The organism is Haloarchaeobius amylolyticus, from assembly GCF_042678045.1.
GTDB lineage: Archaea > Halobacteriota > Halobacteria > Halobacteriales > Natrialbaceae > Natrinema > Natrinema amylolyticus_A.
This window is the reverse complement of record NZ_JBHUDI010000002.1, coordinates 109,858-123,867: the sequence shown is the minus strand read 5'-3', so window position 1 is coordinate 123,867 and position 14,010 is coordinate 109,858. Positions and strand designations below refer to the sequence as shown.

Annotated in this window: 9 protein-coding genes; 4 read left to right on the top strand and 5 right to left on the bottom strand. The window is 62.7% G+C overall.

Annotated elements, in window-relative coordinates; all coding sequences use genetic code 11:
• Positions 1-167: 167 nt before the first annotated feature.
• Together fdhF and ACFR99_RS03255 are read right to left on the bottom strand one after the other, a co-directional pair.
• Positions 168-3,503 (bottom strand): formate dehydrogenase subunit alpha, encoded by a 3,336-nt coding sequence (gene fdhF / locus ACFR99_RS03260; protein ID WP_390284342.1) that lies wholly within the window; start codon positions 3,501-3,503, stop codon positions 168-170.
• The gene (locus ACFR99_RS03255; RefSeq protein WP_390284340.1) at positions 3,500-5,023 is read right to left on the bottom strand and encodes an NADH-ubiquinone oxidoreductase-F iron-sulfur binding region domain-containing protein; all 1,524 of its coding nucleotides are present in this window, start codon (positions 5,021-5,023) and stop codon (positions 3,500-3,502) included. Before ACFR99_RS03255 ends, fdhF begins: the two co-directional genes overlap by 4 nt.
• A 360-nt stretch (positions 5,024-5,383) precedes the next feature.
• On the opposite strand from ACFR99_RS03255, the gene ACFR99_RS03250 reads away from it, so the two are divergent.
• Both ACFR99_RS03250 and ACFR99_RS03245 read left to right on the top strand, forming a co-directional pair.
• On the top strand, positions 5,384-5,659 hold the full coding sequence (locus ACFR99_RS03250; protein ID WP_390284339.1) for a hypothetical protein: 276 nt from the start codon (positions 5,384-5,386) through the stop codon (positions 5,657-5,659).
• Between the two features lie 191 nt (positions 5,660-5,850).
• On the top strand, positions 5,851-6,246 hold the full coding sequence (locus ACFR99_RS03245; RefSeq protein ID WP_390284337.1) for a DUF7344 domain-containing protein: 396 nt from the start codon (positions 5,851-5,853) through the stop codon (positions 6,244-6,246).
• 185 nt (positions 6,247-6,431) lie between these two features.
• On the opposite strand, the gene ACFR99_RS03240 is transcribed toward ACFR99_RS03245, so the two are convergent.
• Both ACFR99_RS03240 and ACFR99_RS03235 read right to left on the bottom strand, forming a co-directional pair.
• Positions 6,432-8,201, bottom strand: coding sequence for an aldehyde ferredoxin oxidoreductase family protein (locus tag ACFR99_RS03240; RefSeq protein WP_390284335.1), 1,770 nt, complete (start codon positions 8,199-8,201; stop codon positions 6,432-6,434).
• Positions 8,202-8,441: 240 nt separating this feature from the next.
• Positions 8,442-11,015, bottom strand: a complete 2,574-nt coding sequence (locus tag ACFR99_RS03235; RefSeq protein WP_390284333.1) for a GcvT family protein — start codon at positions 11,013-11,015, stop codon at positions 8,442-8,444.
• Between the two features lie 441 nt (positions 11,016-11,456).
• Between ACFR99_RS03235 and ACFR99_RS03230 the strand changes: the two genes are divergently transcribed.
• Positions 11,457-11,900 carry a GlcG/HbpS family heme-binding protein gene (locus ACFR99_RS03230; protein ID WP_390284331.1) on the top strand — a complete coding sequence of 148 codons (444 nt, stop codon included), beginning with the start codon at positions 11,457-11,459 and terminating at the stop codon, positions 11,898-11,900.
• A gap of 217 nt (positions 11,901-12,117) precedes the next feature.
• On the opposite strand, the gene ACFR99_RS03225 is transcribed toward ACFR99_RS03230, so the two are convergent.
• Entirely contained in the window at positions 12,118-12,855 is a 738-nt protein-coding gene (locus tag ACFR99_RS03225; protein ID WP_390284329.1) for a creatininase family protein, read from the bottom strand.
• Positions 12,856-12,935: 80 nt separating this feature from the next.
• On the opposite strand from ACFR99_RS03225, the gene ACFR99_RS03220 reads away from it, so the two are divergent.
• Positions 12,936-13,889, top strand: coding sequence for a succinylglutamate desuccinylase/aspartoacylase family protein (locus tag ACFR99_RS03220; protein WP_390284327.1), 954 nt, complete (start codon positions 12,936-12,938; stop codon positions 13,887-13,889).
• Positions 13,890-14,010 lie beyond the last annotated feature (121 nt).

Below are 14,010 nucleotides of genomic sequence, written 5' to 3'. Positions count from 1 at the left end.
TCCGAGAAACCCGTTCTAACTCCCTCCCAGACGCGGGACAAGACCGTACAGGGAAGCCCGTCGAACGAACCGGCAGACTGATTCTCAGTGGCACAGTCAGCGAGAGGGTCGCTGGCCAGCGTTCGGTTGTCCCCTCGAGCAGGCCCAGGTCGAGATGACCGCGCCGATCAGTCGTCGCTGGCCGCGGTTCTGCTGCCGCTCTCGACTCCGGCGTCGGGTGCCTGCAGCACGTCCGGATCGGCGTCCGATCCGAGCGGCTCGACGCGGACGCTGGACACTTTGTACTCGGGAATGCCAGTGTGTGGGTCGAAGTTCTCCTGAGTGAGCTTGTTGACCGCGCCGGCAGCGAAGTGCATCGGGATGAACAGCGTCCCCTCGACGACGCGGTCGGTCACGGTCGCCTTGACGACGATGTCTCCGCGGCGGGACTCGACCCGGACGTACTCGCCGTCGGCGACACCGAGTTCGTCGGCCGTCGACGGGTTGATCTCGACGAAGCTCTCGCCGACGTGGCTCATGAGCCCCTCGACACGCCGGGTGATCTGGCCGGTGTGCCAGTGGTAGAGAACGCGTCCGGAGGTAAGCGTGAGCGGATACGCTTCGTCGGGTAGCTCACCGGGATGCCCACCGTCCGCGGGTACGAAGCGCGCCATGCCGTCGTCGAAGTTGAACTCACCGTCCTCGTAATCGTAGAGGTACGGCGTGCCGGGATGGTCTTCGTCCCAGCAGGGCCACTGGAGGCCGTGCTCGTCGCCCGACTCGAGGCGATCGTAGCTGACGCCGCCGTAGATCGGGACTAGATCGCTGATCTCGTCCATGATCTCCCGGGGATGGTCGTAGTCCCAGGTATACCCGAGACGGTTGGCCAGTTCTTGCGTGATCTCCCAGTCCTGGCGCGCCGTCCCGGGCGGCGTCGCGGTTGGCCGCACCCGCTGGATGCGACGCTCGGTGTTGGTGAACGTGCCGTGTTTCTCCGGCGACGTCGCTGCGGGCAGGATCACGTCCGCGTGCGTCGCCGTCTCCGTCATGAAGATATCCTGGACGACGAGGAACTCCAGTTTCTCGAGCGCCGCTTCGGCGTGCTGGATGTCGGGTTCGGACAGCGCGGGGTTTTCCCCGACGACGTACATTCCCCGCAGGTTGCCCTCGTGGGCCTCCGAGAGCATCTCTGGCACCTTGAGACCCGGTTCCGCGGGCGGGCGCTCGCCCCACGCTTCTTCGAACGTTTCGGCGACCTCGGCGTCCGCCGGATCCTGATAGCCCGGAAGGCTTCCGGGAAGCGTCCCCATGTCGCCACCGCCGCCCTGCACGTTGTTCTGCCCCCGGAAGGGTGAGAGTCCGGCACCAGGCTTGCCGACCTGGCCGAGCGTGAGGGCGAGATCGGCCATCGCGAGGAGGTTCTGCGTGCCGTGGCTGGACTGAGTCATCCCCATCGCCCAGCCGAAGACGACGGTCTCGGCATCGGCGAGCGTCTCGGCGGCGGACTTCAGCTCTTCGGGCGGAACGCCAGCCAATTCTTCGACTTTCTCGGGCGTGAACGCCTGCACCTTCTCCTTGACTTTCTCGAATCCCTTCGTGTTGCGCTCGATGAACGCCTCGTCGTGGAGATCGTTCTCGACGATGTATCGAATGAGACCGTTGATCCAGGCGACATCGTACCCGGGTTCGGTCCGCGTGTATTGGTCAGCGTGCTCGGCGATGCCGACCTCACGAGGGTCAAAGACGACCAGGTCGGCCCCGTCTCGGACGTTTTGCTTGATGCGGGTCGCCAGAACCGGGTGCGATTCCGTCGTGTTCGACCCGGTGATGAGGTAGGCGTCGGCCTCGCCGATGTCCTCGTTGATGCGGTTGGTCATGGCGCCGTACCCGAGGGTCTGTTGCAGCGCCGCCACCGTCGACGAGTGACAGAGTCGCGCACAGTTGTCGATGTTTTTCGTCCCGAGAACCTGTCGGGCAAACTTCTGGACGAGATACGCTTCTTCGTTGCTCCCCTTCGACGATGCGAGACAGCCGACCGCGTCGACGCCGTGTTCGGCCTGGATCGCGCGCAGTTCGCTTGCGACGCGATCGAGTGCCTCGTCCCAGGACGCCGTCTCGAACTCGCCGTCGTCGTTACGCACGAGCGGTTCCGTGAGCCGCTCGTCGCTGTTGGCGAACTCGTGTCCGAACTTCCCTTTCACGCAGGTCGAGAAATTGTTAGCAGGCGCCTTCGTGGGGTCTTCAACGGGTTGGACACCGGTTGCGTCGCCGTTTTTCCCCCACATCTCGAACCGACAGCCAACAGCACAGAACCCGCACGTCGTCTCCTCCTTGTCGATCTTGCCGAGTCGGTAGTCGCTTACGGCCGACGCGACATCGAACAGTCGTCCCTCGGGGAGCACCGTCGCGGCGACGTTCTCGGCAGTGTGTTCGCCGGCCAGCATGGCTTTGCGACCGTACTCTGTGGCGAGGTCCAGCGCACGACGCCTGCTCTGGGCCATGAATCCGGCGACGCCGCTTCGATCGTCCGGACTCACGCTGGGGCTGGCTCCGATCCGACTCTCTCCACCTGGGTCGGGCGAGCGATTCGGCGCCATCGTGTCGTCGAGCGTTTCGGCCTCCTCGTGCTCAATAACCGTTCCGACGGAGTTCCGTTGGGTAAATCCCGGAAGAGGAAGCGTTGCGGCGCCGCCGATGTCCTTCTCTGTCAACGCGCCCGTCGGACAGACGGTCGCGCAGTGACCGCAGGAGACGCAGTCGGACTCGGCCATCGTCTCGGCGTCGGACTGAAAGCCGATGCGCGTGTCCTCGCCGTGGCCCTCGATACGGAGCACGCCCTCGACCTGGACATCGTTACATCCCTCGACGCACCGGTTGCAGAGGATGCACTTGTTCCGGTCGATCTGGATGAACGACGAACTGTCGTCGACGGGTTCGTACTCGTCACGGTCGTCGAAGACGCCATAGCGCGGATGGTCAACGCCCTCGCTGATGGCGGCGTCTTGCAGTTCGCAGCGCCCATTTCCGTTGCAGGTCGTACATCGGAGATTGTGGTTCGAGAGTACCAGATCGAGGTTGACGCTCCGAGTTTCCTCGGCGTTCGGCGTGTCCGTCCGTACGGAGAGTCCGTCCTCGGCCGGGAACGAACACGAGGGAACGAGGCCGTGCTCTTCGGTCTCGACCATGCAGGTCCGGCACTCACTTCGCGGCCCGATCTCACCGCTGCAGTCGCCGTCGCGGTCGTAATAGCAGAGCGCGGGAACGTCGGCGTCGTCATTAACGCCGTCCGCGCCGGGGTCGACGCTGACCGTCTCATCGCTGACGGCCTGCATCGCGTCGATAACGGTCGAATCCGGCGGAACGGTCACCGGTTCGCCGTTGATCGTCACCGTCGTCGGCTCGTCGATATCGGTTCCGACGTCGGGGTCGTTCGCGGTGCCGGTCTCGAACTCGGCCGTGACCGGCGTGTTCGATTGCGAGTCTTCGATGTCAGGAACGGCGGGGAATGTGTCGTCAGTACTCATAGTTTCTCCGTGCAAGCGCCGCTGGGACAGCGGCCGTCAGTGTGCGCTCTGAACTCCGGTTCGAACTCATCGAGCGCGGTCGTTACGGGGCGGGGCGCGTGAGCCCCGATCTGGCAGTTGCTCGACCGCGCCATCACTCGACCCAGTTCACGGATCTTGTCCGTCTCGAGCGATCCCTGGTAGACGTCTCGCAGGAGTTCGGTGAGCTGTTTCGTCCCTTCACGGCCTGGCACGCAGCGGCCGCTGTTCTCGGTGGATGCGAACCGGGCGCGCTCGCCGACGTCGGCGACTACGCACCGGTCGTCGTCCAGGAGTTCGACGACGCCGTCGGTCCCGAGACCGGCTGCAGCGAGCGACTGTGCGGTCGGAGCGACGTCGAGGCTTCGCGTAATGCCACCGAGGGCACCGCCAACGCAGGCCATCTTGAACGACCCTGTCAGGTCGACGGCCTCTCGTACCACCGAAAGGCTGCTGTCCGACGGGAGTTCGATGGTCGCCGGATCGGCGACGTCGCCAGCGACGGTGATCAGTCGGGTGCCTGGATCGGCGGCATCCACGTCGAACGCGTCCGGATCGCGGATCGCCCGCCGGATCTGTGCGAACGTCCGCGGCGTATGGATAACTGTCGGCCGTCCGTAAAGACCGTACTCGGCGGGTGACGGTGGCTGGAGACGCGGTTCGATTCGGTCGGCCCCTTCCATCGCCTCGAGGGCGGCCGTTGGGGCGCCGGCACGGTACTCGTTGGGACCGGCCACCAGCTGTGGAACGATCGGCAGTTCGCCGGCGACTGCATCGATCGCTTCGCGGAGGTGTCGATGCAGGTGGCTATCCTCCTCGTTCAGGTAGACGACGGCGTCGTCGGCGCCCACGTACTCGGCGACGGCCGCGATTCCGTCGAGGACGGCGATCGGCGCTCCGCCGAGCAGCACCTCGTCCGCTCGCTGCTCGTCGCGCGTCTCGTTCGCATTGGCAACCACGACCGGGTCTCCGTCCGCATCTCGGACGGTCTCCCACACGTCAGTGACGGGGTCATCGGCAGCGGCGTCGCCGCGACCCCGACCGAGGAGTCCGATATCCGTCACCGTCTCGGCGGTTCGTTCAGACGCGACAGTCGGCCACGCTTTCGGATCGAGCGGATCGGCCCATCCACACCGGCCGAGCACCGACCGCCGACCAACCGAGAGCGGTCCCGTGTTCGGGACCGGGAGCGACGTCGTCTCGCGCTCGTGTTCGACGACCGCATCAGCGTTATCTGCCGGGATGGTTCCGTCTTCCAGCGTGTCGACGACATCCCGGGCGGTCGACGGCTCCGGTTCGGCGAAGAACGCCGTCCGGCCCTCGTGCGTCGCCATGACGAGCGGTTCGCTCCCCGTCACACCGGTCGGTCCCATGCGGACCACCGATATCGAGTCGGCTTCGTCTCGCATCGCCGTCACGACCTGTTCGTTGCCGTTCACCGTTACATCGGTCGCGACGCGGACGAGAGGTGAGCGACCAGCGGTACCTGTCTCTCGTTTCATTGCCTATGATGTTGAATTGCAGGGATAAAAACTCTCATGACTGGACTACTGTGAGTACATTTATACAAACGAACGCAAACCCCACGACGGAGATTGTGGGAACGTGCCGTGAGCATAATTGTGTATGACTCTCGACTATCAGAATCGACGGTCATAACAGAGGAATCTCGAGAAGCCCACAACTTTAGTCGTGAGAGTGCCATAATCGGGCTGTCGAGGTTCGATATTCTCTGTGACAAAGCCTTCACCCCGTCTCGCCCACAGCCAATCTGGTTCCAGCGGATCGACGCGTGTCGGTTCCGCACCGATCATTCACTCAGCTTATCAAAGAGGTTAGGATCCCCTGGGCTAATAGCAGGTATGATGACGAACCCCCGATTCGAGGAAGTCAAAACGGAAGCGGCGGAAGCAGTCTCCGGCGACGACCTCCGTTCGGTGTACACCGGTATTGTCCACGAGAACGGTCGCCACGAATACTATTTTGGTAACGATACCGAGGAAGCGGCCGAACTTCGGGAAGCTGCAGCGGTTCAGGTCGGCATGCTGGTGCGCGTACTCGCCGATCGCTCCGACAGCCGTGTTGAGGAGATAGCCGAGCTCGCAGTTGAGCGCGCCGAGCAAATGGAGCTTCGGTGACCGCTCGACAGCCGGGCTTTCACGGCTGCGTCCTCTCGGTTAACGCGGCCACACGCTGTTCCGTGGTGCAGACTATAAAATACAATAAGAGGAACAGTATTTGCTTTTGTCATACTGTGTTTGGAATAGGTGAATTAGGGTTCCATTTTCAACAATGTATTTTTAGCGTAATGCAGAAGTAAGTAATCACAATGCCGGACGACATCCCCTGTCCGACTGCAGCTCCGGGGCCGGATCCTACCGGGATCGAATCAATAGCAGCGGATACCGCGCTCGAGATTCTGTCGAACAGGCGCCGCCGGTGCGTGCTTCAATGCCTGCTACCGTACGACAACCCGCTGGCGTTAGCGGACCTGGCAGATGAAGTCGCCGCTTTGGAGAACGGCACTGGGACGACCGATGTCTCGAAAGCGGACGCGAAAGACATCTACGTGTCGCTCTATCATGTAGATATTCCGAAACTAGCAGATGCGGATATCGTCGAGTACGACCAGGGCCAGAATACAGTCACGTTAACACAAAACGCTGTAGAGCTACGTCCGCTTCTGGAGGTTGACGACGACTGGTCACTGTATAGTAACAACTGAAACGATTTACACACCGATCGCACAGCAGTCGTGCGATCGGATGTGCAGTGACGTTCAGTGGCTATTATACTTACCAGACGACCGGCTTCGTTCGGACTGGTGCCAGATGAGTGCCGAAACAGTTCGGCCGCGACTGCTGGCCGAGACGGCCTGGCGTCCTGACAGAGCAGTGGCCGTCGCGACAATCACTTCCGTTCCATGGGTTGCTCGGCCAGCGGCGTCTCGTCGTCAACGACCGCGTCCAACCCGAGCCGATCGACCGGCTCGCGAGCCGGTCGACCGTCGGCTCCCCACCCGCGCGTCGCGTAGTAGGCATCGAGCATCGCTTCGAAACGATCCTCGTCCACTGCCTGTCCGTCGTTCGGACCCGATTCGAGGGGGTTTCGGAGCGCGGGCGGTAGTTCGTCGTCCGCTCGAGAGATGCCCTCGCGAACGTTGAACAACCGGGTGAGCGTCCAGATGCGCTCCCCGATCGTCCGCAGGTCTCCGTCGGTGTCCAACCCCACGGCATCCAGCCACTCGGCGCCGAGATCGTCGAAGACGTCGCCGACGAAGTCGTCGACGATCAGGCTCCAGCAAATCGATCGCTGGTCCTGTTCAGTCGCGACAGCGCGGGCGGCCCGCTCCGGGCTCCAGTTCTCGAAGACCTCCCGCTCAACCGGGATCGCTCGCCGGTGACAGGCGCCGCGGTCGCTCGTGGCATAGGCCAGCGCCATGCTCTCGGCACCCCGGGGATCGTACGCGGGTAGTTCCATCGCCTTGACCGTCGGCACGAGCTCATCGCCGCCGAACTGCTCGGCTGCTGCGTCGACTCCCTCCGCCAGTGCGTCGCCGAGCGTCGTCTCTCTGGTTGCGATGTCGTGAAGCAGTGATCGTGCGCTGTCGGGATTACCGAAGGTAAACGAGCGATCTAGCAGGCCCGCCTCGCTGGCACGGACGGCCCACGCGACGGTGTTCCCGGCGCTGATCAGATCGACACCGAGGCGGTCACACGTTGCCCCGAGTTCCGCCACAGCGTCGAAATCGTCGATTCCCAGGCCCGCGCCGAGCGTCATCGCTGTCGCACCACGGGGAACGCTCTCGCCGACGTCAGTCTCGACGCGGTAGCCGCCCGGATCTTCGCCGTCCGGGTACTCCCGCTCTCGCGCCAGTTCGCGGACGGCGGCGATGCCGATGTCGTCTGCGCCCTCGAACTGCCCGTCTTGCCATCCACGCGTCGGGAGGACGCCGGTCTCGTTGGCAAAGTCAACTGTTTCGACGGTGCCGCTCGCCTGCAGCCACTTCCCGGTGTCTGATTCGCGATACCGTTTTGCGTACCGCTCGCGCAGGTCCTCGAGGCCCGACGGAGGATCACCCCGGGCGACAACGGCCTTGAGCCGCTTGGCACCCATCACGGCGCCCGCGCCGCCCCGACCAGCGTGGTGGTCGCCGGCGTCGGACGAAATGGTCGCATAGGCGACCTGGTTCTCTCCTGCGGGACCGACACAGGCGACTGCGGCGTCGGAAAAATGTTCGTCAGTGGTGACGGTATCCGCTCCCCAGGTCTCGGCCGATTCGATATCCACATCTCCGTCCGCCACGACGAGTCGGACTGGCTCTGACGCTCGGCCGGTAACGAGGATGCCGCCGGCGTCGTGTAACGCGCCAGCGAGCACTGCCGGGAACGTCCCTCCGGCGTACGAGTCAAGGAAGCTCCCTGTCAGCGGAGATTTCGTGATAGCTGCGTAGCGGCCCTCTCCCGGAAGGAGTCCCGAGACCGGGCCAATCATGAACAGCAGGACGTTGTTGGGCCCGAGCGGATCGGCACCGGCGTCCAGCTCCTCGTAGAGGTACCGCGCTCCGAGACCCTTGCCGCCGACGTAGCGCCGTCGCCACTCGTCCGGGACGGAAACGCGTTCCACCGACTCCGTCGAGAGATCCACGCGGAGGAGTCGATCAGGTGCGCGAAGGTGCATCGGTTGGACGTATCCGCTTCCGGTGTAAAAGAGTACCCCGTCTCCGACGACGCAGTACCACGTGAGCGACGTGCATGCGCGCGGCTCTTATCCGAGACGAGAACGCCTGCGGAGACTGCACTCTCCGTCCGCGGCCCGCGAACCGTCCGCTGTCGTGGACGCAACGTGCAGTAGTGCAACGGGAAACCCCGTCCTCAGGGAGCGAGCGGTGTCAGGCGTGATCGAGGAGGGTGGGGTAGTTCACTCGAGTAGCGGTTCCTCGCGGACGGTCGCGTCGTACCGTTCGCCCTCGTACTGGATCTCGAGTTCTGTCCCGGGCTCTGCGTACTCCGGCGGGAGGTACGTGTAGACGACGCAGGCGCCGACCGTGTATCCGTACTCGGCGCTGTGCACGTAGCCGATCGCGTCGTCACCGTCGAAGACCGGGCGGTGAGGGAGGATCGTCGCCTCTTCGTCGTCGAGGGTCAGGCACGCGACCTTGTGGTCGATGTTGTTACCCTCGGCTGCTTCGACGACCGCTTCCTTCCCGATGAAGTCGGTCTCCAGGTCAGTGGCCCACCCGAGGCCCGCTTCGTAGGGGTTGTGCTCGGTGTGGAGGTCCTCTCCCCACAGTCGGAAGCCCTTCTCGATGCGCAGCGCGTTCAGTGCGCCGTTGCCGTACGGGCGAATGTCGTACTCTTCGCCGGCCTCCATGAGATGCTCCCAGAGCTGCTCGCCGTACTCGGAGGGCGTGTACAGCTCCCAGCCGAGTTCGCCGGCGTAAGAGACCCGGAGCGCGGTGACGGGCACGTTCTTGATGAAGAACTGCTGACTCGTGAAGAACGGGAACGCTTCGTCGGAGAGGTCCACGTCCGTCACCTTCGAGAGCACCTTCCGCGCGTTCGGACCGGTACAGACCATCGCCGCCAGGCTGGAGGTAACGTCGTTGACGACCACGTCCTCTGGGGACTGCTCGCGGACCCACGCGACGTGGTTGTTTCCGACCTCGCGACCAGTCGTCAGGAGGAGGTAGCGGTCGTCGTCGACACGCGTGACGGTGATGTCCGCGCGGACGCCGCCGTTCTCGTTACACATCAGGGTGTACCGGACGTCGCCGACATCGAGATCCATGTCGTTCGTACAGAGACGCTGGACGAACTCCCCGGCGTCGCTCCCGACGACTTCCATCTTGTTGAACGACGTCATATCGTGGAGGCCAACCTTGTTGCGGACGTGGAGCGCCTCCGCACCCTCGATGGGCGACCAGTACTTGTCTTCCCAGCCCTCACGGTCCGGGATCTGCTCGCCGTACTCGGCGAGCAGGTCGGCGTTGGACTCGAACCACTGTGGTTCCTCCCAGCCGGCTTCGGCCCACAGCTCGGCGTCAAGTTCCTTGTGGCTGTGGTACATCGGGGTGCGGCGGATGTCGCGCTGGTGATCCGTCCACACCCACTTCGGGTGCATGATGTTGTAGACGATGCGGTACTCCTCGCCACCGATGTCTCGAGCGAAGTCCCAGCTGCCTTCATGGGCGTCGAACCGATTGACGTTGCAGTGCCGGAGATCGATCGGTCCGTCGGGGAGGCGGGGGACGCCGTTTTCCATCCACTCGGCGAGCGCCTTGCCAGCGCCGCCGGCGTGAGTGACCCAGATGGCTGCCGCGGTCCAGAGCCCGTCGTACTTCTGGACCGGCCCCATCACCGGCAGACCGTTGGGGGACTCCGCAAACATGCCGTTGTACTTGTGTTCGAGTTCCTTCCCCTCAGTGGCCGGCAACAGTTCGTCGCTGGCCTGTCGCGGGGCCTTGTCCGGCCGATCCGGGTGCGTCGCGTTGTTCATGTGGTACTCGGTGAACTCGTGGACCGAGCCCTGTTCAGCGTCTTCTTCGTTGCCGCCGAGCTCCTGTGGGTCGGGCACGACGGGTTCGTGGTTGTACGACCCGATCCCGTAGGAGTCCCCGTGCGTCCGGAAGTACATCGCGTTGTCCTGATCGCGGAGGATCGGCCGGTCGGGACTCGCGAGCAGGCGGTCGACTTTGTCTCCGGAGACGTCCTTGTAGTTCTCGTACAAGGAGTGATCGCTGACGTCAACCCGATTGTCGGCGAGTTCCTCGAGCGGTTCGGTCATTGTGTACTGGTGTTCGACCGGCGTCACCGGGAGGTGAACGTCGAGTTTCTCACCCAACTGACGCGCCCAGATGTTCGTCGCGATGACGACTTCGTTACACTCGATCGTCCCGTTTTCGGTGACAACCGAGCTGACTGACCCGTTCTCGGTCTCGACGTCTTCGGTACGGGTATGGGGAACGAACTTCGCTCCCCGATCCATGGCTTCGCGGGCGAGGGCAGCACACGCAACGACGCCGGATATCTGGCCGTCTGTCGGCGAGTAGTACCCACCCTGAATCACGTCGGTGTCGACGAGCGGTAGCTTTTCTGCTACTTCCTCGGGCGAGAGGATCTCCGGGTTCGGGAGCCCCCAGGACTCGGCCCACTCGACGCGGCGCTGCAGGTAGTCCATCCGCTCGTCGCTCCGCGCGACCTCGATGCCGCCGACTTCTTTGTAGGCCTGAACCCCGTTGTCGTCCTCCAAGTCCGAGTACAGGTTACGGCTGTACTTGGCGAACTTCGAGAGGATCTTCGACTCGGAGGTCTGGAACATGATCCCCGGCGCGTGGCTGGAAGATCCACCAGTGGTTGGCATCGGCCCCTGATCGACGACGACGACGTCGTCTCGGCCGAGTTCAGTGAGCTGGTACGCCAGGTTGCACCCGACGATACCGGCACCGACGATAACAGTGTCTGCTTGGTCCGGCAAGCTGTCGTCTGCGTTCATAATTGTACACTCCGTGGTGCCAGTCGAGTACAAATATAATTATCGCTCACCCGGATCTTCAACAAAACCTGGTAGAAGAATTATAATTAGAGTTTCGAGGAGGCTGTGGATAACAGTGATATCACTGTTATTCTGGGCACCATTGTCAAGCGACGGTGCACGATTCCGTGCACGGACATGCTAACGGTCGTTCGGAGGAATCGGCGAGCCTGCGGAGAAGCATAAAATATCATTTTTATGGTGTTTTGACGATAGTAGCATCAAATCGCGGGGGTGACGGCTTCCCTTCACAGCCTCCCGGACCAATCAAGCGAATCCTGGAGATATCCGGGCACATAGCCTCCGATGAGACATAATTCTCCAATAGATTCACGAAATCATGTCGTATATCGAGGAAATAACGGCAACTTATTTGATGGCAACGTCTTACCTTCCTCTTGCATGGTAGATTCCATTCCGCTGGAGACAGCGAAAGAGCTGATAGACGCGGCAGAAGAGAAAGCAGACGAGATCGACAACCCGATGGTGATCACGGTCGCAAACAGCGAGGGGAACCTCATCGCCCAGCACCGCATGGACGGCGGCTGGCTAGCCTCCGTGAGCATCTCGCGTAACAAGGCATACACGTCGGCTGCCCTGGAGATGCCGACTCACGAACTGGCAGAGCCCTCCGAACCGGGCAACTCCCTGTACGGCCTCCAGACGACCGACGACGACCAGATCGTCATCTTCGGCGGCGGCTATCCGCTCGAGCAAGACGGTGAAGTCGTGGGCTCGATCGGTGTCTCCGGCGGCGCCGTGAGCCAGGACCGCGAGGTCGCTGAAGCTGGCGTCGAACGGTGGAACGAACTCATCAAAGAGGAAGCGATCACGGCAGACGACTGATCGGCGAGAGACTCGGAGACACTCATCCGGTGAGCGACTGAATTCCAGACGTCTCTCAGTTGCTCCTTTGTGTCCCCGCTGAACCGCAGTTCTCACACAGGTCACGCTGGAGACCGCTCGGATTCCGCCAGAAGTTCCTCCTATCGAATCAATCGATCCCACTCTGTGAGACATTGCTAGAAGCGGTATTCGGATGGGGCGCCCGTATACGGCCGTGTTACCGATGTGTAGGGCGTTTCGGATCGTGCTCAGCTACGGTTTCGAGCAACTCGATGAGCGCTTCGCTCGCGGCGTCGAGAAGTTCCTCGCCGAGGTCGGCGCTTGCCTCGCGCGGATCGCCGACGACGCCGTTCTCGGTGAACTCGGCCGAGTCGAACGCAAGATTGACCCGTCCCTGCCAGTCACCCCATCGATCGCTGGCTTCCGCTGCCGCGTCATCGAGTCGCCCCTCGCGCACGTGTTTCGGGTTCGCGTGCTGGAGCAATGCCGTCTCCAGCGGACCGCCGTGTCCCATGCGGGACGCATGGTCACCGACCTCTTCGAACCAGGTGAACGGGACCGCGTACGCATCGTCGTGGCGCGTGATCGTTCCAGCGACTTCCCGGAGCGCCGCTGCGTTTCCACCGTGACCGTTTACCAGCACGACACGATCGAAGCCATGTGATGCCAGGCTTCTGACGATGTCGCGGACGTACGACCTGAACGTCGATTCGGACGTCCAGAGCGTTCCGGAAAACTGTCTGTGTTCCTCGGCGATGCCGACCGGAACTGCCGGGGACACGACGACAGGGTCGTCAAGCCGTTCGGCGGCGGTCTCGGCGACCGTCTCGGCGTTGAGCGTGTCGGTACCCAGTGGGGCATGAGGACCGTGCTGTTCCGTGCTGCCGATCGGCACCATCGCCAGATCCGTCTCTGCATCGTGGACGTCGGTCCACGTTGCGCTCTCGAGGTGCATACACTGGCTGCTGTTCGTGGAAGCGCATAAAAACCTGTCCTCCCCGACACTTACAAGCCTCGACGCCCGGGAGATGCAGTATGAATCGCAAGCGCGTTACGCATACGGCTACCGAGCGCCGTCTCGCTCGGTTGCCATCCGGCTCCGATATCTCCGTTACCGTCCACCGGTACGAAGGCAGCCCCGGCCCGACGGTGTACGTTCAGGCCGCACAGCACGGAATCGAACTCAACGGAACCGCCGCACTGCGACGCCTCCACGATCACCTGACGTCCACCGAGATCGCAGGGACAGTTCTCGTAGTGCCCATCGCGAATCCACGCGCGTTCGACCATCGCTCATACGTCACCCCGCATGCTCTCGACGCGGTCAACTCGAACATGAACCGTGTCTGGCCCGGCGACGACGACGGAACGCTCCAGGAACGCTCGGCCAGACGACTGTGGTACCTGGTCGAAGGTGCTGACGCCGTAATCGATCTCCACACCGGGTCTGCAGACATGCTGGAGCACGTTCGCTTCCAAGACGACGACTCGGAAGCGCTCGCAGAGGCGTTCGGAAGCGAGTATCTTCTCGTTGACGCCGCCGAGGAGAACGCTCCCGATCGTGATTTCAGAGGAAAACTACGGACAGCCGCTGCACGAGCGGGTATTCCAGCGATCACGCCGGAACTTTCAAACAGCAGGCGGGTGGACCACAGCGCAGTACAACGAGGAGCGACGGGGATCCGGAACGTACTCCGCAAAATGAACGTTTTGGATGGCGTGCCGGACACTCCCGTGACTCGGACCGTGTTTCGGAGCGACGGAGATTGCATCAGGGCCGAAGATTCCGGTCTCTTCGAACCTCGCCCCGACATCGAAGTCGGAGACCGAGTGTCACCGGAGACGACTCTGGGATCGATCTATAGCCCTGCGACCTTCGAGGAACTGCAGACGGTGACAGCGCGTGAAAGCGGAATCGTCTACTCACTCACGAGAGAATCCGTCGTCGCCGCCGGTGAGAAACTCGCCGACGTCGCGGAAATCGTCTGAGCGTCCATGCGAGATGCGAGGTGAATCACCTCGAAGTCAAACCCCGAGATGTTCGCCTCGTCCGCGAATAAACGGACTCTATTATCAACCATACGCGATTTGTGCATAACGTGTACCGGTT